The sequence below is a fragment of the Pseudomonas sp. FG98 genome, from assembly GCF_057808595.1.
Genome location: NZ_JBMDIJ010000034.1, coordinates 1 through 21,913, shown reverse-complemented (window position 1 = coordinate 21,913; position 21,913 = coordinate 1). Strand labels below are relative to the sequence as shown.

20 protein-coding genes and 1 pseudogene are annotated in these 21,913 nt (G+C 54.8%); 11 read left to right on the top strand and 10 right to left on the bottom strand.

The genetic code is table 11. From position 1 onward, the window contains the following. Positions 1 to 4 precede the first annotated feature (4 nt). Complete coding sequence (locus ACODSK_RS19145) at positions 5 to 2,941, bottom strand: UvrD-helicase domain-containing protein (protein WP_489018246.1); 2,937 nt, start codon at positions 2,939 to 2,941, stop codon at positions 5 to 7. 272 nt (positions 2,942 to 3,213) lie between these two features. After that, positions 3,214 to 3,702, bottom strand: a complete 489-nt coding sequence (locus tag ACODSK_RS19140; RefSeq protein ID WP_489018311.1) for a helix-turn-helix domain-containing protein — start codon at positions 3,700 to 3,702, stop codon at positions 3,214 to 3,216. 327 nt (positions 3,703 to 4,029) lie between these two features. Between ACODSK_RS19140 and ACODSK_RS19135 the strand changes: the two genes are divergently transcribed. Together ACODSK_RS19135 and ACODSK_RS19130 are read left to right on the top strand one after the other, a co-directional pair. Then, positions 4,030 to 4,344: a hypothetical protein gene (locus ACODSK_RS19135; protein ID WP_489018244.1), complete on the top strand. Its 315-nt coding sequence runs from the start codon at positions 4,030 to 4,032 to the stop codon at positions 4,342 to 4,344. Positions 4,345 to 4,447: 103 nt separating this feature from the next. After that, positions 4,448 to 4,945, top strand: a complete 498-nt coding sequence (locus ACODSK_RS19130; protein ID WP_489018242.1) for a hypothetical protein — start codon at positions 4,448 to 4,450, stop codon at positions 4,943 to 4,945. A gap of 281 nt (positions 4,946 to 5,226) precedes the next feature. Here ACODSK_RS19130 and ACODSK_RS19125 read toward each other — a convergent pair whose 3' ends face one another. After that, positions 5,227 to 5,613, bottom strand: a complete 387-nt coding sequence (locus ACODSK_RS19125; protein ID WP_489018241.1) for a hypothetical protein — start codon at positions 5,611 to 5,613, stop codon at positions 5,227 to 5,229. Between the two features lie 325 nt (positions 5,614 to 5,938). Here ACODSK_RS19125 and ACODSK_RS19120 point away from each other — a divergent pair, with 325 nt between their 5' ends. Both ACODSK_RS19120 and ACODSK_RS19115 read left to right on the top strand, forming a co-directional pair. Beyond that, on the top strand, positions 5,939 to 6,397 hold the full coding sequence (locus tag ACODSK_RS19120) for a hypothetical protein (RefSeq protein WP_489018240.1): 459 nt from the start codon (positions 5,939 to 5,941) through the stop codon (positions 6,395 to 6,397). A 165-nt stretch (positions 6,398 to 6,562) separates the two neighbouring features. After that, a complete protein-coding gene (locus ACODSK_RS19115; RefSeq protein WP_489018239.1) occupies positions 6,563 to 7,138 on the top strand; it encodes a hypothetical protein in 576 nt (191 codons plus the stop codon). 395 nt (positions 7,139 to 7,533) lie between these two features. On the opposite strand, the gene ACODSK_RS19110 is transcribed toward ACODSK_RS19115, so the two are convergent. From ACODSK_RS19110 to ACODSK_RS19100, 3 genes and pseudogenes are all read right to left on the bottom strand, one after another. Next, the gene (locus ACODSK_RS19110) at positions 7,534 to 10,230 is read right to left on the bottom strand and encodes an ATP-binding protein (protein ID WP_489018237.1); all 2,697 of its coding nucleotides are present in this window, start codon (positions 10,228 to 10,230) and stop codon (positions 7,534 to 7,536) included. Positions 10,231 to 10,531: 301 nt separating this feature from the next. Next, positions 10,532 to 10,636: pseudogene (locus ACODSK_RS19105) on the bottom strand (hypothetical protein); the annotation flags it as partial. Between the two features lie 389 nt (positions 10,637 to 11,025). Next, positions 11,026 to 12,165 carry a ParA family protein gene (locus ACODSK_RS19100; RefSeq protein WP_489018235.1) on the bottom strand — a complete coding sequence of 380 codons (1,140 nt, stop codon included), beginning with the start codon at positions 12,163 to 12,165 and terminating at the stop codon, positions 11,026 to 11,028. Between the two features lie 505 nt (positions 12,166 to 12,670). Here ACODSK_RS19100 and ACODSK_RS19095 point away from each other — a divergent pair. From ACODSK_RS19095 to ACODSK_RS19085, 3 genes are all read left to right on the top strand, one after another. Further along, positions 12,671 to 12,919: a hypothetical protein gene (locus ACODSK_RS19095; protein WP_489018233.1), complete on the top strand. Its 249-nt coding sequence runs from the start codon at positions 12,671 to 12,673 to the stop codon at positions 12,917 to 12,919. An 85-nt stretch (positions 12,920 to 13,004) separates the two neighbouring features. After that, the gene (locus ACODSK_RS19090) at positions 13,005 to 13,337 is read left to right on the top strand and encodes a hypothetical protein (protein ID WP_489018231.1); all 333 of its coding nucleotides are present in this window, start codon (positions 13,005 to 13,007) and stop codon (positions 13,335 to 13,337) included. Between the two features lie 955 nt (positions 13,338 to 14,292). After that, positions 14,293 to 15,165, top strand: a complete 873-nt coding sequence (locus ACODSK_RS19085) for a hypothetical protein (protein ID WP_489018230.1) — start codon at positions 14,293 to 14,295, stop codon at positions 15,163 to 15,165. A gap of 876 nt (positions 15,166 to 16,041) precedes the next feature. Here ACODSK_RS19085 and ACODSK_RS19080 read toward each other — a convergent pair. Next, positions 16,042 to 16,530, bottom strand: a complete 489-nt coding sequence (locus ACODSK_RS19080; RefSeq protein ID WP_489018228.1) for a TIR domain-containing protein — start codon at positions 16,528 to 16,530, stop codon at positions 16,042 to 16,044. Positions 16,531 to 16,926: 396 nt separating this feature from the next. Between ACODSK_RS19080 and ACODSK_RS19075 the strand changes: the two genes are divergently transcribed. Beyond that, positions 16,927 to 17,370: a toll-Interleukin receptor gene (locus tag ACODSK_RS19075; protein ID WP_489018227.1), complete on the top strand. Its 444-nt coding sequence runs from the start codon at positions 16,927 to 16,929 to the stop codon at positions 17,368 to 17,370. Between the two features lie 122 nt (positions 17,371 to 17,492). Here ACODSK_RS19075 and ACODSK_RS19070 read toward each other — a convergent pair whose 3' ends face one another. Beyond that, entirely contained in the window at positions 17,493 to 17,879 is a 387-nt protein-coding gene (locus tag ACODSK_RS19070; protein ID WP_489018226.1) for an antitoxin Xre/MbcA/ParS toxin-binding domain-containing protein, read from the bottom strand. A 560-nt stretch (positions 17,880 to 18,439) separates the two neighbouring features. Between ACODSK_RS19070 and ACODSK_RS19065 the strand changes: the two genes are divergently transcribed. Together ACODSK_RS19065 and ACODSK_RS19060 are read left to right on the top strand one after the other, a co-directional pair. Beyond that, positions 18,440 to 20,041, top strand: a complete 1,602-nt coding sequence (locus tag ACODSK_RS19065) for an LA2681 family HEPN domain-containing protein (protein WP_489018225.1) — start codon at positions 18,440 to 18,442, stop codon at positions 20,039 to 20,041. Continuing rightward, positions 20,038 to 20,226, top strand: coding sequence for a pentapeptide repeat-containing protein (locus tag ACODSK_RS19060; RefSeq protein ID WP_489018224.1), 189 nt, complete (start codon positions 20,038 to 20,040; stop codon positions 20,224 to 20,226). The genes ACODSK_RS19065 and ACODSK_RS19060 overlap by 4 nt, the downstream gene beginning before the upstream one ends. Positions 20,227 to 20,287: 61 nt before the next feature. On the opposite strand, the gene ACODSK_RS19055 is transcribed toward ACODSK_RS19060, so the two are convergent. Then, positions 20,288 to 20,626 (bottom strand): GrlR family regulatory protein, encoded by a 339-nt coding sequence (locus tag ACODSK_RS19055; protein ID WP_489018223.1) that lies wholly within the window; start codon positions 20,624 to 20,626, stop codon positions 20,288 to 20,290. Between the two features lie 23 nt (positions 20,627 to 20,649). Then, entirely contained in the window at positions 20,650 to 21,141 is a 492-nt protein-coding gene (locus ACODSK_RS19050) for a helix-turn-helix domain-containing protein (protein WP_489018222.1), read from the bottom strand. 370 nt (positions 21,142 to 21,511) lie between these two features. Here ACODSK_RS19050 and ACODSK_RS19045 point away from each other — a divergent pair, with 370 nt between their 5' ends. After that, a complete protein-coding gene (locus tag ACODSK_RS19045) occupies positions 21,512 to 21,862 on the top strand; it encodes a DUF4238 domain-containing protein (RefSeq protein WP_489018221.1) in 351 nt (116 codons plus the stop codon). The last annotated feature ends 51 nt before the right edge of the window (positions 21,863 to 21,913 follow it).

Genomic DNA, 21,913 nt, shown 5'->3' with positions numbered 1-21,913 from the left:
GTTACTACCAGGGGGAGGGCTGTCCCCGCAATGCGCCCTGGTCGTTCTCGACATTCGTGCAGATGCCAGTCTTGCTCGGCGGGGCTTCAATGTGCCGCTCCATGTGCCTACAAGAACCCTGCTCTGCGCCCTTATAATGCGAGCATCCCCACTTGTTGACTTTGTCGCGGAAGACCATCTTCCCACCCGTTTTGGGGCAGACAGCGACCCAGCCATTGCAGCCTGGTGACACGCAGAGACGATAACGTCCTGATCGGATCATGGGAGCCGTACAAGACGGGCAGCCGCTCTCTCTGTGGGTGCATTGCGGGAAGTTCGAGCAGCCAATGAACGGCGCTTTGTCAGATTTTCTCGCCCGGTTGACCAGGTTACCCTGGGTGCATACAGGACAATTGGCCGCGAGCGCGTTCACCTGCTCGGGAGCGGTTTCGAACTCTTCGTATTCCAGGGGGTATTTGCCCTCAACCAGCTCTCGTACGAAGGGCGAGCAGCGCGTCATGTCGCACAGTAGGTAGACACGGTGTTTTGCGCGCGTCAACGCCACATAGAACAGTCGGCGCTCCTCCGCGTGGGGGTAGGGTTCTGCTGGTGGCTGCAGAGCTTCGATTAGGGGATGAGTCACGATCTCTGAGGGCAGGCCGTATTTCCCCTTTGCTAGGCCCAGGATAATGACGTAGTCCGCCTCTTTGCCTTTTGAACTGTGGATTGAGTCATTTTTGAAGGAGAGGTTGGGGTACTGGCTTGCTAGGACTGCGAGGTCGGGCAAGTCAAATATGAATCTCGCGAGGAAGTAAACCGAGGAGCCTGGCTTCGCGGTTTGGCTGATGCGTTCTACTGTACGTTCAATCGTCTCAGCTTTGGCGGAGTCTTCTCCCAGAGAAGCTCTAACCAAGGACACCGTCGGTGTATCCACGATGGTGTGGGACTGTATGTCCTTGGTGATCTGCCGATCATTTTGCATGACGAAGCGGCTGGCCACTGCACCAATCATGCTGTTGAAACGGAACGTTTTCTTGAGCTCACTGGCCTTGGTGGCGCCGAAGATTCTCTCGAAATCGGCTGTGAAACTGATGTCGCTGCCAGTGAACCTGAAGATCGACTGCCAATCGTCACCCACACAGAAAAGCGAAACGTCCTCTTGGCCTTTGCGCAGGGCTCTGACCAGATCCGCGCGAGACTTTGCGATGTCCTGGAATTCATCGACGATGATGAATTTCCATGGGCTCTTGAAGCTGCCGTCGAGGACGTACTGATTGGCTTTGTTGATCATGTCATCAAAGTCCATCTTCTTCTCGTCGTCGAGCGCTTTCACGTAGGCATCAACAATAGGTGTGAGAAGGTCTAATGCCGCACTGATCTGAGCGGGATCAGCAGATCGAGCGATCAAGTCCTTTAGCTCCTGATCGTTCAAATTCGCAGCACGAAGCAACCCAAGCATGTCCGTGAGAATTTCTGCGAATCGAGAAATGGCACCGAACTCACGAAGGGTTTCCAGAACTGCTTCTGGGGGCAACGGATCCAGTAGCACGCCTGCGTTAATTAGGCGCTTCTTCAATGCATCGAGTAACACGCCTTCCTGCTTTTCATAATGGAACGTCTCAATCAGCTTCGTGGCGCCCTGCTTGTGAACCTCGCGTTTCCACTCCATGTCGGCGTGGTATTGGTCTCGGTCAATGTAGGGAGCGGTTTCGCCATTACGATCCGTGCCAAAATGTTCGATGTAGATACCGTACTCTGGGAGGTAGAAATCAGGGCAGTAGGCGCCGCGAGCCTGCATTCGTATCGCCGTGTTGTAGACGGCCTCGTACTTGTATTCGATGCCATTTTTGAACAGGAAATTGGCAATGTCGCACTCTCCGAAACCTTTCACGGCTTCGCCCTTGAGCGTGCGAATCTCGTTGTCCTGGAGGTATCGGTAGTACTCGCCGAGGGTGTTGAAGTCGAAGGGGTTACGAACAGGGTATAGCCACTGCTCGAAATAGCTCAGCAGCAGTTCTCGGTACCCAGACTCTCGCTGTTTGGCCTCAAAGACGGTGTTGATGAAATGGGCTTTCAGGGCTTTGTCGGTAGCCATGGGACTGGTACCAGCGGGATTCGTTTCTGACTTGTGAACGATGCATTTGCCCAGCCGGTGAAAGGTTTCGGCGGTGATGCCCTTGATGCCTAGCTTGCTTTCAAGGCGTTCCCTCAACTCTTCGGCGGCTTTATTGCCGTACGCTAGGAGCAGGATCTCTTCGGGCTTGGCTTGTCCACTTTCGACGAGAAAGGCCACTCGGCCAATGACGGTGCTCGTTTTACCGGTACCCGCGCCGGCGAGGATGAGGTTGTTGTCCTCATCAATGACGCACGCCTTGCGTTGGTCAGTCGTCAGCGGGCTACTCTCGACGCTCTCAAACAGGTAGTGATAGTCGATCAGTGCTTGTCTGACGTAGCTGTCACGAGAGTCTGTGAGCTGGGGATCAGGATTGCGAATGAGTTGCCACATTTGGTCGATGACGCTCTTGTGCTTGGGCATCAAGACGTCTTCAGGTGGGACAGGAGGAGTAGTGTGCTGCCAAGCGATTACCTGGCGCTTGAGGGGCTCCCACTTGGAAGTTCGGACATAGCGTGAGTCCTTGAGCCACTGCTCAAATGTGTCCAGCCGGCTCTGTGCCTCAGTAACTCTGGGCGCATACCAAGCCCTGACGATTGCCTTCCAGGCATCATCTCGTTGCTGGGCAGTACGGAAGTAAAGGCGACAGGAGCCAAGGGGCGTGGTAATAGTCGCAGCGTGCAGGAACCAAATAGCCAATTTTTTTGGGGGGTGGCTGATCGCACTCCAATCGACGCTTTCGGTGCCCGTACGCGTTCGAATTGTGATCCCTGTGCTGAAAATTCCAAGTGCGAGCGCTGATGATGGAAGCCAGCGAGACCACCATGGAGGAGTGAGTTCTTTGAACATCTGGTACCAGCACCGGCATCACTATTGAGTGCTCGATGCGCTTCCTTCTAATTGAGTAGGTCTGGGCAGTGATCTGCGCGACCTCAGAGCTTGCTTCAGAGGTGAGATGCAAGCGGGGAGGGCGCCACACTAGGTGGCATTGTGATATGACTCGATTGGGCTCACAACCATTGGGTGGCAATTAGATGGTCTCCTGACCCGCCACCAATCAACGGCCTATTCATCATGACTAGGATTATGCTGTCCTACCCAAAGGCCGTGTGGGTTCGAGATCAGTCTTCGGTTGACACCGAACGTTCCCAGAGAAACCCAACGGTTGAGCGGGTCAAACCTAGTCGCCGCGCAGTCTCGGCCTTGGTTAGGCCGGCCTCTTTGCACTCAAGCACCTTCTGCAGCTTGGCAATGTTTACCGGTCGCGCGGCGGGCCGTTTCAAAACCTCCACTCCTGCAAGATGCGTTTTGATCTCGTCGGCGCTGACCTTTGCTCCGAGGGCATCCAGCTCGGCGATGGCCTGTGTCAGGACAGCGCGAGCGTCGGTGTTGTCGCGTGTCGAGACAACCAGTGCCATCAATGCTGAAGGGCTCAGGCGAAGCGCGTCTGCGAGCTGCGCGAACTTTTCCAGCGTTGGGCTGCTCTCGGCGTTCTCGATCTTGCTCAAATACGTACGGGACGCAGCGTTAGCCAGGCTCTCCTGTGTGACCCCCAGGTTTCCTCGAACCGCTCGAACGACTGCCGCTAGCGCTTGCTTCAACAAGACCATGCCCTCAAAAACGAGGATATAGCCATGTTGGCGTGTACAGTTACACATCATATGCTGTATAAAACTGTCCATTCCGATGCCTCTGGGCCGCTTGCGGTTGCTTGGGCCATTGTCGGTGATGCTTGATGGGGCGAAAGGGTTGGCTTGTGCGGTTGAGGGTCGGGCTCTGGCATCTGAGGCGTGATGGTGGTTGGGGGCGGACTGCAGCTTTTCAATTATTCGCTAAATCGAATCTCACTCTGCCTGCCAGATGCGCGCCTGCCGAACAGGCCCCGCGTAACTCGCCATTCATGCGCGCTGTTTTACCCAATTTCAGGAATGAAGTAGATGTCAAATCGTGTGCTGACACGAGATTTACCAGATTCACGAGATCGACAGAATCAAGGGCAAACGTTGCCCGCAGAGATCGTTAAGGCCAGGGGCATTGGCTGGGCAGTACATATCGACGCGTACCTGTACCAAGCTGCGAAGGTCGGCGACCGGTACGTGGCGCTGGTGTACGGCGACCAGTCGGGAGTTTCCCTAGATGGGATGACAGTTGCCACTCCCCCCCTGGAATGCGTTCAGGTCAGAGGCGGCTTCAAGCTGATGCGCAGCGTCGGCGGAGATCACTATGTGCTAGCGAGTGAGCAAGGCACATGACGACCTGCAGCCTCGCAAGGGGCTGGCAAGCTATTCCACCATGATGTGCCTGAGAGCTCATACATACAAGTCCGATGAGTACTAAAGCCTATAAGGATGAATAATGGCCGACCTTGAAAAAATTACGGTGACCATCAAAAACTATGACGTTCAGGAACGAGGGGATCTTGATGCTATTTATAGCCGTGTAAGGTTGGAAGATGAGCAGGGTAACACCTTTTATTTCAAGAACGTTGTAGTTCCGAAGTACCTCAGGACTCATGGCGCAATGGCTACTGAGGTTCCGAGAACCTGGTACTTTAAGCGAACTTCGAAAAAGTCCATCGTCGTTTTGGCATTTGAAAACGGAGATGGAAAAGTCGAATTTGATCTAGATGACATTCGATTGATCGCTAGGGCCACCGTGCTTAAGGGGATTGTGTTTTCGATAGGTTCGATTCCAGCCGCAATTATTGCCGCCACCGCGACATTTGGCCTGGGGCTTATCATCCTCCCAATGGGCATTTGGTATGGATACAGAAATATATTCAAGCTCCCCAGCATGCTGAGCCGGAAGAGGTTGTTGAGCGATTTCGCGCAGCATGGGATTGTTGTTCGATAACTCTGCTGGCACCCGGTGCCTCGTGGAGTTGGATGGTGGTATTAAAACGGTCGATTGAGATGTGCCGGGTTCAAGCCAGGCTCAGAGTTGTCTTCGGGCCACATAGAGAGCGCCAGTAGGTTTAGAGACCTGGCATTGCGCGCGCATCGGGGGAGGGTACTCATCGGGAACAGGGCAGGCCATCTCGGTGCCGTTGAGCGCTTTGTGGCTGTAGCGGGGGAGGCGCCTGAAGGTGGCACCGCCCGAGATGGGAAGCTCAACATCAACGCTCTCAGATGCGCTCACTCTTCATCAATCGCCATGCGGTGCTGCTCAAGGTGTGCGAGGTCTCTTTCCCAGGCCTGCAGAAAGTCAATCCAGTCGTGCCAGTAAAGCCCTTCCGAGACCCTACCTGCGGGGCCTAAAGCAATCGCAAAGCGAGTCATCCACGGCTGTGGAATATCCCGATCACGGATAATCCAGCAGCCAATTGGGTGAGGCTCCCTGGGCAGTTCGGCAAGTTTCGTGAAATCCAGTTGGCACGCGCCCAGTGGAGTTTCACGGTCAAGCCGCTCAAGGTCATCCAGGCGCTTAAGGATTGGCCGTGCACTGCGATCGCCGGGTTGCATGTCAGCGAGCTGCCCTATTGCTTGTCTTCGTTCTCGTTCTCGCAACCACAGGTCGTTCATGGCTATTCCGTTGGAGTACAAAAGTACTCCTGCTAATTTAGGGGGGAGGGGACGCTGCTCAACGTGCGGTGGCGTTATCCGTGCTTGGAGCTGTGAATCCGGTTGCGTAGTCCAGTCGAAGGTCAGACGGGAACGGTGGTAGGTCGCGCGAACTCATGATGTGTCCTTTCAAGGTCGTAGATCTAACCCGGATCGTCAACGCGGTATGATCGATTCGGGCTCAGCTGAAACGCGGTTCACGACGCAGTCCGCATTATCCCACGCTCATGCCGGCGTGAAACACTGCCCAGGCTTGGTGAGGCAAAAATTGACGAGGCCGATGGTTATGGAGAAGCATGTAATTGGATTGGAGCGTCGTAACCTGGCTGAGCTCGAAGCTGTCGAGCGCTTGGCCGCGACAGTCGGCGCCGAGGTGTTCGAAGCTGACGTGATGCGGTTGTCGCGCTTGCACACCATCGACCCCGTGGGCGCGATTCAATCCATCAGGCGTCTTACTCATCCCTCGATCATCGGTATGAGTGATACACCTTTCCAAATCTTCCAGCGACTGGCTGATGAATTGGTCGAGCGGGAGCCCTCACTGCTGGGACGTCCAAGCTATCGGTGCAGAGGCAGCCAGCATACAGCGCTTCCCTATGAACTCTGGCTATCCATCGTCAGGCATTCCCGAGATTTTTTTGATCCAGCTGCAGCAGATGCAGAGTTTTTGGTCTCACGTTTGAGGGAGGGTCTCACAAGGGAGGAGGCCTTTTTTGCTCTGATCGCGTCGAAGCGATCCAAGTAATTTGAATGCCTAGACCCAGGGTGGGAAGGTCAGGTGTGGAAGGTCTACTGAGTAATCTCAATGCATCCGATGCCCTGCCACGTTTTAGTGCCGGGCTGCGAGGGGGTAGTGGAAATACCCTGATTTCGGCCTCGGCTGCGCGCCTTTGAGCCACTACAAAGCATTATGAAAACTCCGGAGGTGAAGAGGAAAGATGGTGTCCGTTTTTCGCTAAATCAGCCAAAATGTCGAGAAAGCGTTGATGATTTGCCAATTTTCTTACCGTCTGTCTGGTTTTCGCATTTTTCTTCCCCCCCCCTCTTGAAAATTTTTAAGCGAGACGGAGTTCTTATATTTGAGAACAATGAAAAAGCTGCGGTGCTGTTGCCAGCGACGATGGCCAGGTCAAGCACTGTGATAGGGCTACGCTTTCCGCTTTTGATCTGTGAGCTTTTCACTCCCTTGGAGCCGGAAATTTACCCTGCGCAAGAAATTGGTAAGGGCAATCGGAATTTTGCGCACTTGGAACGGCTCGCAATCGAAGAGCTGACGATCAGGGGTTGGGACGCAGAATACGTGGCCGTTCGACTTGCGACAGACCTGAAGCTGCCGGATTCAATGGAAGATAGGGAGCAGCCCCTTGTTGTGTTGGCTGCGGCAAGGTTGGGTAAAACTCGCCCTCTGGATCGAGCTCAGCCTGCCACCGATGATTTTGTTCCTCTCAGGTGCATCTGTGATCGTCCTGCGAGGGAAATGCCATGAACAAGATCTTTCCTAGCAAAAGTGGGGTTCCACTGCAGGGCGCACCTGCGCGTGAGGAATCTTCAGGCCGCGCCTCGGCTCTCAAGCGCTTCAGAGTACTCGTCGCAGGTCTTTGTGCACTTGTCTTGAGTGTTGGCCTGGCTCGGTTTTGCCGCTGGTACGGCGGCGAGCTCTCTGTTCTTCAAGGCCATTCCCTGGATTGTCCTCGCCAGTTTCGGGGTTAGAGGCGGCATAGCCCTGTACTTCCGACTTTATGATCGACGCAAGTATCAGATCATCGGCTCCATCGTCATGGATGACGAGCGCAGTACCGCCTCAGCTTGAATCAGCAGCTGCCCCGCATGTGGGGCAGCTGAGTTCACTAGCACGACATTTGGGTTGGATGATTCATCCGATCATCTGACCCGGCCAGCACGAATATCGTCAATCAGTTGTAACTGGAAGTCATACTCCCGTCGCTTATCTTCTGAATAACCAGAGCGGAAGGGTGCGAGCGCGGCCATTTCCTTGTCAGCACCCTGTAGATCTCCACAGTAGGCCAGGATCACGGCGTAGAAGCTTCGGGCACTGGTGAGTTCGCCCAGAAGTTGGGCATGCATGATGAGAGGGATGATGGTAGAGCCAACCATCTCCCGGGCGGCCTCAAAGGTACGTTTGTCCAACATGTCCTGCGCGGCATCAAGCCCCGTTTTGATCATTGAGCTGAATGCTTGGGTGCACCAGAAGAATTTAAAAGCAAAGAGACGGTACGTTAACGGGTTAATGCCACGTAGCTTCAGCAGCATGGCTTTGACTTCGTAAGCACCCGCGAGATGGTTCACAGCCTGCCAATCTGCAGATGATTCATTCAGGAAGGCTGATACATCCCGCATTGGCCTACCCATGATCCAGCTTTCGCTAATTTTCAGAACGTTGAGGTAGTCTCCAATGGCCTTGTCAACGTATGTCTCTGCGAACTGATACTGACCTACTCGCCACAGCGCGACGGCGGCGTTGTAGTGGAACGGCGGGATGCGTTCGGGAGTAAGTCCAGGCAGTCGACTCACAACGTCGATGGCCCGATGGACGCCGGGCGCGTCACCCTGCATTCCCATCCAATCCATACTCTTCAGATGGTAGGAGATGACTGCGCGGTCGGTTAGTGCGTTGTCACGAACCAATTGAGCCATCAATGCAAGGTGCTCTGGCTTGTCACGCTCATCTTCCGATTGGTGGAGGAGGAAAAACAGAGAGTCGACGGCCCAGTACCGGGTCTCGGGATCAAGATCTGGTGCGGTGGAGGTGGCCTCCAAATAGTCGATGAGCATGGCTCCCAGCCCGGTTTCCTTGAACATTTCTTCGCCGGCCAGCTCGATCAGGAACTCTTGCTCCTTTAGATCTAGCAGGGTACGGACAAAAAGTCTCAGTCGGTGATGGCTTCGCGTTTGCTGCAACGACGTGAGCAAGAGGTCTTTGAGCAATCTTTTCGTCGCGAGCAGGTGCTCTTCGTCTATCGCGTGCGATTGGCTTGACCCAATCAGCCGCATGGCATCGTGGAGTTTGATCTCGCGGTTACCTTGAATCTCCAGGACTCCGTGTGCACGCAGTGTCCTCACTGCCGCGTTGATCGCAGCAGTTGGCAATTGGGCGTAGCAGTGCATCAATCGCAGCAACTCGTCCTGGGTGATAGCGACATCGACCATGCTCAAGAGCATGACGATTTGCTGACTGGGTTGCGCGAGCCCCTGGTAAACCCTGGTCAGGATGAGTTCCTGAGCGGTTGTTTCCAGGGTGGCCTGCTGCTCAAGTGCCTCGCACAGCTCTGCCAGGTCTCCTGCGTAATCCTCAGCTGCAAGCCGGGCTGCGTTTTGCAGATACAGTGGCATTCCAGCCGTTATGGCGCGCACTTTCTCCAGGGTTTTGACGTCACCTTTTGCCCCTAGGCGAGACGTTTCGGCGGCTACGGAATCGAGGCTCCACCCCTGGAGTGTCTCTCGACGCAGGCCACACAGTTGTTCCAGTTCCTGGATCGACTCCACCGGCTGGCACAGAAGAATGAAGCGCATATGCGGGGTGCAGCCGAAAACTGCTTGCAGGTCTGCTGCGGAGATCTCGTGAGCGTTATCAATCACCACCAAAGGCCTTATACCTTTGGCCTCCAGGTGGCGATCAAGCGCGCTCAAGGAGTCGATGCCCGAAGCGCTGCTTGCGAATATTTCGTTAATCTCATAGGGGTTCTCAACTACAGCTCCCGCAATCTCCCTTGTCAGTGACCGAGCGAGGGCCGAGCCTGCGGTTTCGCGAGCGTTGAAGTAAACGGAGGGCTCAAGGCTACGTATCGCAGCTTGGGCGCACCATGACGTCTTGCCCGCCCCGGAAAATCCGCAAATGACACGAATACGTTCGCCATTGACGAGCTCAGGTTCATCAATCTGTGGGAGGTAGTTAGCTTGAAGCGCAGGCAGACGTTGGAGCTGCGTCAGGATCTGTTCGAAGAGCGCGGGCAGCGCTTTTGTGTGAAACGTGTAGCCTCCCAGATCTTCACGACCGGTAGCGGCGGCTTGCACCTTACCCGCCAGCTTCCATACCAATGACTCCGGTACCAGTACGCCATGGGGTACCGTTTCTGCCAGCTTCACGCAGTCCGCGATCGCACGTCCCAAGTCAGGCTGACATGCCGGAAGGCAGGCGATTTCCGTCGGAATAGCCTTGCCCGGATAGATGAAATGAACATCATCCGCCATCTCCTTGCGCTCGATGCTCGCGCTGAGCTTTGGGCCTGGAGGCTGGTTCGAGGCAACCACGAAAACAGCTTTGCCGTGGCGTTGGCCGTGGGTGTGCTGATCGCGAAGTTGTTGGAAGCGGTCAAAGGCAGAGTTGAGGTCGCTAGGCACGAGTGGCTCGACCCGCGTTTTGACCTGGACGTAGATGCGGGTATCAGCCAGAGCGACTTCGACGTCCTCGTCACGCTCGATCACCACATGTGAGACGTTCGAGCCGTTAGCCTTCAGCAGACAACCGACGGCAAACAGATGTTGATACAGGAAGCCGCCGTGAACAGCGGCAATACGCTTTTCCTGTGCCTCATCAAGGGTTGGGTAATCGACTAACATGGTGTTGTCTCAGCTGTCCGGGGCGTTAGTGGCATGGCATGCGTGGGCCAAGCTCACCTCGTACACACCACATCAACACCGTTGAACAGCGAGGAGTGATGCCGGCCTATCGGGCGAACATGGCAGGATCTCATCCTGCCGTATCAGCCGTTGGCTGGCTAGCTAGAGTATTAGATCGGCACCCCGCAATGCTTGATGCAAAGGAGGGCCGAACTCAGTGAAGATCACGCGGCTGCGGCGGATTTCCACGGTGGCGAGGCGGTGTTCTGGGGGAGGCGTTTCTTTCTTGAATTAGCCAGGTTCATGATTGAAGCACCACGCCGCTATCGTCGTCCCAGCTAATCAAGACCGTTTGCTCCCAGGATGGGCGACTTCCATGCCGGTCTGTATTCGCCATGTGCGCCTGGTCGTTGCTCAGATCGACTCCACGACTTCTAGCAAGTACGAAGTCTGGTGTGACTCGCTACGAGGTATGGCGGTTGCCCGCAGTTGTCGGTCAGCCGGGGATCTTGAGTGTCGCCCTGACCGCTGACATTGATGGCAGAGGAGACCTGATTGACCGGATCCAACGGCACGTGAAGGAAGCCACCAATCGTGAGGAGAGGAGCAGGTGGTGAAAGTGGTGCGCGTTTAGCTCACACAGCTTTCGTCGGTAGTACGAAGCTGCCCCGCAGTTATTAACTAGCCCGATTACCTGATCACATCGATATCAACTAGTTGACTTCGCCCCCCCCCACCGCGTGTGTGGAGGCCTCTTTGAGCATGGGGGCTTAAGGCGTGTTTTGTTTGCCTATCTCACTCCCAAGTGTTGCGGAGCCTCCAATGGACAAGCTCATCTGCCAGGCGACGCATCTCCCGCGCGGCGTGAGAGCGCGGAGCGAAATCCACGAATGCGCTGAAATATCCATACTCCTGTCCCGGGGGAGGGGACTCCTCTAGCATCTCGATGGCGATGCGGTAAGCGCCGCTCAACTCGGTATGCAGAGGAGGAAATGCCAGTGAGTCGACCATCTCCAGCACTCGCTCGCGGCGCCGGCATATTGAGTATTTCGATTCCAGGATGTCCTGGTACTGTTCATCACTCAGACTCACGAAATCGCCAACAAACTCTTCAAGCTCCCTGCTGACGCCTCCTACATCGCAGTTGGTCAGCAAACCGAAGTAACTTGGCTTTGTTTCGCGACATTTTATTTTCTGCAGTGCAGAGACGAATTTTCCAGCGCTACGCACAGCCATCCAGCAGTTGGTGTCCACCACCACGGCAACTAGGTCTGCGAAGCGCCGTACTAGCTCAAGTTCAGCATTCACATCGAGCAACACGTAATCATGTCGTGCGATCAGTTGGCTGAGTTTTTCGGTAGCCCGCTGTTTCCGCTCCAGTCCTTCAAGGTCATCGGCATGGACGAGTCGGTATTTCGCTTGTGCATCCGGGGGCAAAGCCGCCAGATGATCGCGTATTTGCTTACGCCGCTGCTTCACCGCTGATGGGAAGGTGATGAGGTCGCGCTCATCGAAAAACCCGACCCGACCTACCCAACTGTCCGGAGCCGGCTGCTCGCCTTCCTCGCGTGCGTAGCGGTGGCTATAGTCATTGGTCACCACTGCCACCCGGAGCCCCATTTCCGCGAGGGTGGCCGCAAGGTTCACAGTGATAGAGGTCTTTCCAACTCCCCCCTTATAGCAGGCGATAGACATGGCAAGCCCGCGTGGTTTCACGTCATTCCCGCGACCCAACTTCCGCATGTCAATCCCTGATCGAGCCAGGAAACTCCACAGTGCAGCAGGGGAAGGCGAGCGTGCGGTGACGTTGCTGCTTTCGGTCTCCCAGGCTCTCCAGGTTCTTTCGGCAACGTTGGCCCACATCGCGGCCAGATTGACGCTCACGTCGGCAGCCTCGCGGAGTTCTTTGACCTGTTTTCTTAGTTGGTTGTCCATGATCGTCCACCAGTTTTGTCGGTGTCTGAAGATTAACCAAATCTGAGATGTCGAAAAATTATGAGCAATGCTCCGGGCAATTTTCACTATGAGCATTGCTCCGCAAAAGGCCTAGGCATGAGGGCGGATGAAGGGCTTTCCAGTGATAGCGTACCTTGCCCCTCTAGGCGGCAATGGCTGGGGCACTTCCAGCACGGTCATATGGTCGACCGGGGCGGAGGTCACGTATCCCAAAGGACGAGCAGTCATCGTCGGCGTTAGGTAGCACTGCACAGTGCTGGATGTGACCATGCCTGCCGGTTTCCCATATCTGCGTGAGCAACCCCTAGAGGTCTTCAGTCGATACATCCAAGAGGGATAGGCTCGAAAGAGGCAGGCGGGATCTTGCTTGGTCATGTGCGCGGTGAGCACTTGGAGATTATCAGTGGCCACTGAGCCCTCGTTTTGGGACAGACGCTTCAGATTTCTCTTTGAACGCATGCCTTATTTTCACCACGAGCTCGCCATGAAGCGTTGGAAAGAAAGCAATGGCCTTGTACGCGACATCAGAGAATGGCATATCCATCCTCAGAACCTTCCCTCGCCATCCTCAACCGACCTGAACGAATGGAAGATTTTGGCTGCCGACCGGCACGATGGTCGTCCTTTACTGGCACTGATCGTGGGATGCGAGGGGCTGCATGTTGAATATATGTTCGGTACTGGGAAGCGGCATGTCCTCGACCCGCTTAGCACTGTGACAGTGACTGAGTAACCAACAGGCTCACCTCATCGCGCGATTCTGCTGCCGGCAGATGCTTGTAGCTTGTGGATTTTTCCACCTGGATAACCCGAAATTTATGAACGAAAATTTGACTGAAGAAGAGATGAGGAAAGCGCTCTTCGGTGGCGGTGAAGCCTCCGACCGCGCTAGGCCCGTTGCTGAACCGGACATCCAGTGTGATGTGGTCTCCGTGCCACCTGTGGCGTCGTCGACGAAGAAAAAGCCAAGGAATGCTTTCACACCTCGATTGAGAGTAGTGCTGGAAGTGGGCAACGAGTTTGAGGGCACAACTCAGGAGTTTGTGTATGAGGCGAATACGTTGAGTACTCTCCTGGCTGAGCAAGAGGCTGTTAAATCAGCTAGGAAAAAATACAGATACGTCACTGTGATCTCTGTCAAGCCGATGTGAGGAGGTATCGACTTCAGCGTCGGCACTGCTGCAAAAGGCAAGTGGTCATTCAGGGAACCCCCTAAATCTTGATGTGGGCACCTCAGGTTGCAACACTCACTCAGCTGATCAAGGGTAAGCATCCGACGAACTCACCTTCCGATCTCCAGCATTAAGGGCGATGGTGTCCGCGTACTTTTAAGCGGACGCGATCACCCTTCCGCCAGGATTTCCACGCGCCAAACTGAACTGGATCAACTGATCCCGGACACACTGGCGATGAAGCAGGTCATGGAGCACGAAAAACTAAACTATAGTTTCGATTTTCCTGCCAGTGCCCCCCATCACTCGCAGAATCTAAGAAATAGTTTAGCTTTCGGACTCCATCAGGTGCTGAGCCTGAAGCTCTCAGCGCCCACCCTGCATTCTGGATGCCCCCTCCATGATCCACCTCATCGTCAGGTAACCACCGAGCGTGCGAGCCAATCTGATGCGTCAACTCAGCCAGGTGAGGCTTGCTTTCACTCGCGAGGAAGTAGGCGGCTGATGTGGCCGCAGTCGGTGCGCCATTCGACGTTCTGTAGTACCTGCTGAATGGGCTTGCGGCAGAGATGGCGCGGTGGTTCAGAGCAAGCTCGCATTGGCGTTGCTTACCTCTGCACCCACAATCTCGAAGCTGCGGCCAATGGTCGGATCGAAGGAGGGTAGGGTGGAACCTCTGCAGTTGCTCCTGGAGGGCCCATCGTGGTGTCAAGCCCGGCTGACTGTAGTCGATGCGAAGTGCACTCACGTGCTCTAATCAACTGCTCGCAGCGCTAAGTGATAGCGGAAGGCAAAATGACATTAGGCAGTGGTAGAATCCTGCCCCAATGCAGTCCGGCACCTGGCGCTACCGTTTAGGTGGTCAGCTGGCGCGGTAGAGAACCAGCAGCGGTGCGTGGTTCACAGTCCCTAGACATTCGAGTAAGGAAGATCGATGTACGTAGGTTTTGAGCTGAACGATTACGAACGCCTTCGCGAAGTTGACCCCTCAGAAATCGAGGACTTCAAAGCCCAGGAGAAGGGGGCATTTGAGAAACTGTCTGACTACATGGTTGGCCAATTCAAAGGTCAAGATGTCATTGATGCTCAAAAGCTTGCTGATCATCTATTTCCCGCCAAGAAGGCGCATGTGTTCCTTTCCCACTCGCATCGAGATGCTGATCAGGCGATCGAGTTGGCGGTTGCCCTGAGGGATAAGGGGCTAGATGTCTTTGTTGACTCCTGCGTATGGGGTTATTTTGATAATCTACTTGACGCTCTAAATGAGGTTTATGCTGAGCCTAAGAAAAAACCTGAAGGTGGGGTTATCTATAACTACAGAAAAGCTACCGAGCTGACCGCAGGCGTCCACATGATGCTGATGGGGGCTCTGCACGCGATGATCGATCGCTCAGAGTTGTTCGTGTTCCTCAATACCGATAATTCGCTCCCGATCACCACCATTGCAGGGGTGGAGCGAACGTTGTCCCCGTGGATCTATTCCGAGCTTCAGTTCAGCGCAACTGCTCGTAGTCGAATTCCGCTTCGATATTGCGTGGGCATGGAGTCGATTCTGAACGAAGTTCAGCGTAGCGACAAGACGATTACAAGTAAAAGCGCCGTATTTGCCTTCAAAGTTTTCAATGATCACTTGCCTAAGGTCGGCGGTGGCCAATTGAGAGAGTGGTTTGTAAGTTCGAATCAGCGGAAAGATCAAGCGCTCCATAGTATTTATGAAGACTCAAACATTGCTCAGGAGTTTTTTAGGTTACGCCAGAAGCTTGAATGGCGTGAACTAATGGATACTGAGAAGGGCGAAGCTAAGTGAGCAAGTGCTGGCTAGCTCTATTTCTGCTATTAGCATCGGCTTATAGCCAGGGTGACGATTGGGAGTCGTTTGGCGATTGGCGTGTAAAGGCGTTGCATGATGATATGGACACCGTTACACAGGTCGCGATAAGGACTGACTTTCAAGACACTCCGAAGCCTGGGTCTCCATTTGGCCCGAAGGCTGACCTTAGCATCGGGTTTACCATTTTCGGTGGGCGACTCGTAACGCTGAGCCCGTCCGTTGGATTTGTCGGCGAGATGTATTGGCCATCCTGTGACTACGACCTCAGCAGCGTGTCAGTGGACGGAAAGAAAGCCGTGCGCCTTACACCTGTAGATGATCCTGGGTCATGCAACAACGTAGCGAAAAATGGAGAAGCTCTTCGGCAAATGATGAGCGGGAAAACGGCTCGAATGCGGGTTGGTTATACAGATGGAATAGTGTCCCTCAAAGGCTTCAAAGAGGCCTGGGCTAAGGCCTTGAAGCTGAGCCGACGGTGAGATGGAGGTATTAGGGCGATCCTTGTGATCTACCGCAGTTCCACTGTTTCCTTCATGCGTGGAGCGGTGAGTCTAGCGAATACTGGGCAAGAGGGTGCTGTAGAGGTCTTGTGCTCAGGATGGGGCTCGCCAAGCGCTTTTCGAGCGAGTCCAGCGATCCGCTCTCGCTGCAGCTGTGAGAAAGGCTTCAGGTTGAGCATACCTGACGCTGAAGCCTTGCTTTAGATATCGCAATGCCAGGGTGGCTTCTGGCAACTGGCCGGCTGCTGATCAACGTAGTCGGCGCCGGCAGCACGTCGTTAAAAATAGCTTGCCGTGAGATGCCCATCTCGATGTGCCTGGCCACGGAAAGATCATGAGAAGCGCAGTGGGCCTAGGCGTTGCGTTTGCGAATGGCTGTCTCGATCCAGCGCTCCATGTTCGCATGGATGTCGGCGTATACAGCCTTGCTGTCGAAGCCTTGGGGGGTTATCAGATCGACGCGGCTTGAGAGCTTTCCGGCTCCGCAGTCAATCATGTCGAACGGATTCTGGCCGGGCCGTGATGGTTTGCTTTCAGAGTCGAGAAGCTTGTCGATGCGGATACCAAGAATACCCTTGCCGCCATTCCAGCCTTTGACAATCTCTTTGAGCACCCAAGGGCGCAGAGCTGTTTCGGAGCCGACCAGCACTACGACGCAGCTTTTGCCTTTCATATTTTCATCGATCCAGGCCTCGATCGATGCTGCACCCTTGCGCTTGACCTCTTCCCACTCGTTAGGTCGACAGACGGCCTGCCCTTGCAACGAGCCCATCTGACGGATCTGGTGGGTACGCCAGTAATCGTTGCCGAAGTGAAAGCTGAAAAATACGTTCCTCGCCATCTTGCTCGTCCCTTGCAGGTCAGTGGTCAGCAAATTTACCCCGCTGTCTGAGTGCTGGCAATTGGACATTCTCATGGGCGATTTAGCCCCTGGCGGGCGGCCTGATCGTTGAGCAAGGGCATTGTGTCGCACTTCGAGCGTACGTAGCTGGCAGCAGAAAAGCAGGTGGACGTGATGTCCGATTGGCAGGCAAAGTCCGTATCGTTTTATCGGATACCTACTTAAAGGCAGGAGCCTGGATCATGGCATTTTTTCACTCAGGCCGAGGCGCGCGCTGCTGCTAAGCGCGCACAAGGTAATCGGAGCATCAGGGCGGTTGTCACGGAGTCGCTGGAGTCCTACAAGACGGCAACCAGTTTCGATATTTTCCTTTCTCATGCCAGCAGCGACGCTGAGTTGGTAACCGGTATCAAGAAATTGCTGGAGGAAAGAGGGAAGAGGGTATATGTGGACTGGGTGGACGACCCAGGGCTCGATCGTAGCCACGTTACCAAGGAAACGGCAGGCAGGCTGCGCCATCGCATGATGCAATCGGAATCGCTGTACTATGTCGCCACAGACAACGCCACGAATTCCAAATGGATGCCCTGGGAACTGGGGTTCTTTGATGGCTTGAAAAGCGACAAGGTTCGGATACTTCCAGTGCTGGTTAGGCCTGATGAGCGTTTTGAAGGGCAGGAGTACCTGGGGCTTTACCCTGTGGTCTCAAAGGAGGATCTGGAGGAGCCCTCGGAAGCTACAAAGGCAATGGATCGGGCAACGGATCTTCGGCGAGCAATGCGTTTGCTGCATGATTCCAGCCGGTTCCCGTTGGGCGGTATCGGTAGGCCGCGTTTCTGAGTTTAGGGCCTGCACTATAGAGGCCTTCCGCAAAATAGTGAGAGCGGAGGGCCTTCAATGGGCGCCAATCGCAGGAGGAAACAGCCGTCTGCTCGCACGGCGTTTCTGACCTCGCAGTGCTTTCAGGCGCCCATGCCATGCTCAAGTCGACGGATCAACGCCAGGGCCTCTTCGATTGGGATATCCCTCGGGCTTTTATGGCCCAGCGCTCTCAAAGGTCTCGATAGCCAGCTCATGGCGTTCGCCTTGTCACCAAACAGCGCCTCCGCAGCAGCCAACAGCTGTGGATCAATCGTTTTCGAAGATTCGACGCTTTCGTGATTTGGGCTCATTGCCTCATCTAGCGCGTCTGCGAGCGTTTCTAGCGCTTCCCTGAGCCGAGCATTTTCCCGAAAGTCTCCGCAGTCTGGCTGATGCTCGGTGCAGTGGCGCAAAAGCGCTTGTGCGTCATTCATGTTCAAATCGAACTGGATCAGCATGTTGAAATCCGTCAGGTAGGTGGTGGCCAAGGATCAGTACCGGCACTAGTCGCCAAAATTGAAGAGTGCAGCGTTTCATGACCGATGTGTTGAACAACGAAATTTTAGCCCGAGCCGCCCTGGCTTATGGTTCTGACCTCACAGAGATGATCCATTCAGCGCTTCTGACGTACAGACGTAGGCCAGGCTTGAGCGACCTCGTGCGTATCCATGAAAGCGCTGTGGGGTGCTCAGCGTACCTGGCGCTGACCAATGCGCTGGAGGTGAGCTCAGTCGAAAGGTTGTATCTCTCGCCAGGCTGTCTGCAAATACGAGTAGAGTTGCATTGGCACATCCAACGGTGCCTGCAGATGGCATTGGTTCACGACGGGCATGCCAGCGGGGCGATACGCGACTTAGCGTTTGGAAGCGATCTGGGGCTCTAGGTGTAAAGCATCATCATCGATAGAGTTCCAGGTGTCATGGAGCTCGACTCACTGTTTGAAGTTAACTGATTGTTCGTGATGCTCCAGACTCAAGGGGCGATCACGCATACGCCCTCTTTTGGGGGACGTATCGGTATGGGGGGCTAACCGGTGGGAGAAGGAACTGTGATTGGCGACTCTTTCAATTTTGGCGAGATTTCTGCTCACCTGGATCACCTGACAGACACTGATCCCGAGGAGGCGTTGAGGCAAGCAAGAGCGCTGAGTCTTGATGGGCCGAATCGTCTCAACAGTATGCAGTTGCGTGCAGCAACATTGGTGAATGCTGGGGTGCAATGCCAGCAGCAGGATGCGATCAATGAGGGGCTTGCCCTATACCGTGAACTCCATAGTCAGTACCCCACTCCGGATATCGTCTTCAACCTAGGCACTGCGATAGTCAGCGCTATTGGCTATTCACCCGATGGGGATGGGTGGCTGGATCATAAGGAAAACACCAGGCACACACGCTCGGAGGCCAGAGCATGCTTTTGGAGTGTGGCTCAAGATACTGAGGCGAGCATTTCAGCCCGTAGTCAGAGCTGGACGAATCTCGCGAATCAACTGGCAGATAGCCAACGCTTGAGCGAATGTCACGATGCGCGACTTGCAGCCTTAGCGCTAGATCCAAAAAACGGTGTTGCTGCTCATGCAGCAGCTAGGTACCTGATTTACTGCTACCAAATGGGCCTTTGTTCGGATCTGGCCGTTCTAGAGGCCGCTGCGCATGCCAAGGTTGGACGGGAAAACCGGGATCGGATCATTAAGTATGCGGGGCTGCAGGCAGCGGATGGCATGCTTGGCTTCCTCAATCGCTTTCAGGAGCCGCCGTCCAGGGCGCCGCATAGTGACCCCTTTGTTGCCTGGGTTGAGAAAGAGCGGCTGACTCTTGGCCCGACCGTTGAGCTTGTAGACCCCGAAATGGGCAAGCTTGATTGGTTGCGGTTGCCGGGCATTCTGGAGCGAGAGACTGGTGCTGGAGCAACGCCTCCGCCGATATTCGCGATGTTCAACCAAATTAAAGCCGACTTCATCCTTGCCCGCGACCTGGCATGGCGCTCTCGCGATGAAGCGGGGTGGCCTACGTCGGGAAACTTCGATGACACCTTGGACTACGCCGTATATGGCCCGGCTACGTCTGCATTGATTCTTGCTCATCGCACAGCCATAGACCTTCTGGACAAGGTCGCTGCCGCCGCGAATCATTACTTCGAACTCGGTCTGGAACCGCATCAGATCTTTTTTGGAAAGATCTGGCGCCTGCGTTCAAAGGAAAGCGGAAACTCACTGACCCCTGAGGTCGAATCAATCGTTCGAGATGGTGTGCACGCCCTGTACGGGTTAGTCGAATTGGCCGATGACTATGAGGCCCGAACCGGCATTCTGCGCCCCCTGAAAAACCTACGTAATGCGGGCACGCACCGCTTCGTGGTCTTGCATGATCTAGGCGATATAACCCAGTGCCGAGAGGCTGCTGAAGTCGAGCATCACGACTTTGACGGATTTACGGCAACCGCCTTGGCTGCGCTTCGCGTAGCTCGGTCAGCTATCCAGATGCTTGCACTGGCAATCGGTGAGCAAGAGGAGCTCTTGAGTAAATCCAAGGAGGGACTGATTGGTACCCTTGAGGTGTTTGACCATGACTGGATTAGAGGGCGGGATGATGATTTCGAGTCGGATGATTCTGATGTGATCGATGAGATTGATGAGCCTCCTAGCCCTCGGTGAGGTGGGGTCATCTCGACGGCAATCGAGGACGAGCATACCTTCGAGGGGCTGACTTCAGTGGCGCAAATTTGGAGGGTACAGATTTGCGCAATGCCAACGTTTATGAACGCTGCATGCAAAACGTCACGGGCGCTCTTGGCGGTGGTGAGGTGGATTCAACGCACTGGTTGCTACACGAGGTCTGAGGGGCAGCGTTTAGACGGTGAAGCATGCGCAGCCGGCGTGAGACCAGCTGCGCCATGCCCTTTAAGCTACGTCACCGATGCGCTTGCCACTTGCCTGGAGTGTCAGCTGCGTATTCCCTTGTGGGGAGCCCTGCAGGGAGAAGACGCCTTTCTCGTAATCGACAGTGCCATGAGCTTCAAGCACGAAGCCGCCAGTACCACCGAAAACATGGGTGTTGCCGGCTTGCCATTGCTGAACGGTGATCTGGGTTTTGAATTCGCCAGATTGAGCGGGAAGTTTTCCTTGGTACAGGAAATTGGCATCGCTGCCATTCACGCTGCCGTCCTTGACGAATACGAGACCAGATCCGAAATCCTGGATGTTGGAGCGGAAGTGAACCTCAAACACACCTTGCGACATGGGAGTCTCCACGGATGCTGAAATTAAGCGCCCAGCATAATGGGATCCAATGCGGTGTGGCCTAATGCTGTTTTGTTACCAGCTGTTTCCAGTCTGCTTGTTTGATGAAGCTGACTGTCCTGAGCGTCTAGAAAAGCAAATTCTGTCTGCCCATTCAGGGTCGCTTGGCAGCGCTGTCTTCTTTGAGGAGCGCGTGTCGTCATTTCACAGGTCGCAGGTTGCAATCCCGGTATCACCCCGTCACGGGCCAGCGTTTCTATCTCGCCACGGAGGTGCTCGATGAGTTCTGCTGCCGGCTTGCCGCGTTCCAGGCTCAAACTGAGCGTCAGCAATGTGAGTGGGCTCAGCTCAAGGCGTTGGCTAATCTGTTCAAGCTTGTCGAGTGTGGGGCTTGATTTAGCACTTTCGAGCTTTGACAGAAAGGTGCGGCTGGTGTCTATAAAGTCTCTCTGCGAAATGTTTCGCTTGGCCCTGATCGACCTGAGCACTTGGGCGAACGACGTCTTCAGTGTCATGGGCAACTCCCCTTGTTTGCTTATCGCCAGTGACGTCCGCGTTTAGCCCAGAGTTCGGGGGCGTGTCCCTGTCTTGACCGAGAGGGGAAGTCTACCACTGTGATTTGGTGGTGAGCCGCGTCTGCGGCCTCGGAAAGCTGGCAAACTCGATGTGTTGGTCTACTGGTGGTGTGCTGAGGGTATTCTGCTATCTGCGTATGGAGAACATTTGTACTCTTTGCCGCCAGGCACGCGTCAGGGCTCATTCAAACAGTTGGCGATGTAGTGCGGACGGAACGGTTTGGGCACTCATGATATGTCCTACATGGCAGCATCGACCGTTAGGCAAGCCCCTGGCTTGCTTTACTTGAGCGGATCCCCAGGAGTGGTTATGGCAGGTGTCTATCAGCATTTCATACCTCGCTTTTTGCAGAAGGGATTCAGAATCCCAAGCAATGCTAAGGACGTTAGGAGCTGGATGTACGACAGGCGTCGAGAGGCCAGGCCGACCAATCTCAAAGCGATTGGGATGGAAGGGCATTTCTATGCGGTTGAGACCGAGTCAGACCTTGATGACAAAATCACCATTGCCGAAGAGAAGGTGTATGCCCCATTGATCGATCGGCTTCGACGGCATCAGCTGGATGAGCAAGACATCAGCGGGATACCAGATCTACTAGCTCACTTTGAAATTCGCAGCCGACATGTTCGAAAGAACATCGAGTCGGCTGGTGATGCGTAACCGGCCAGCAAACACACCTTTCTGACCCCACCGCCAAAGGCGATGGTGTCC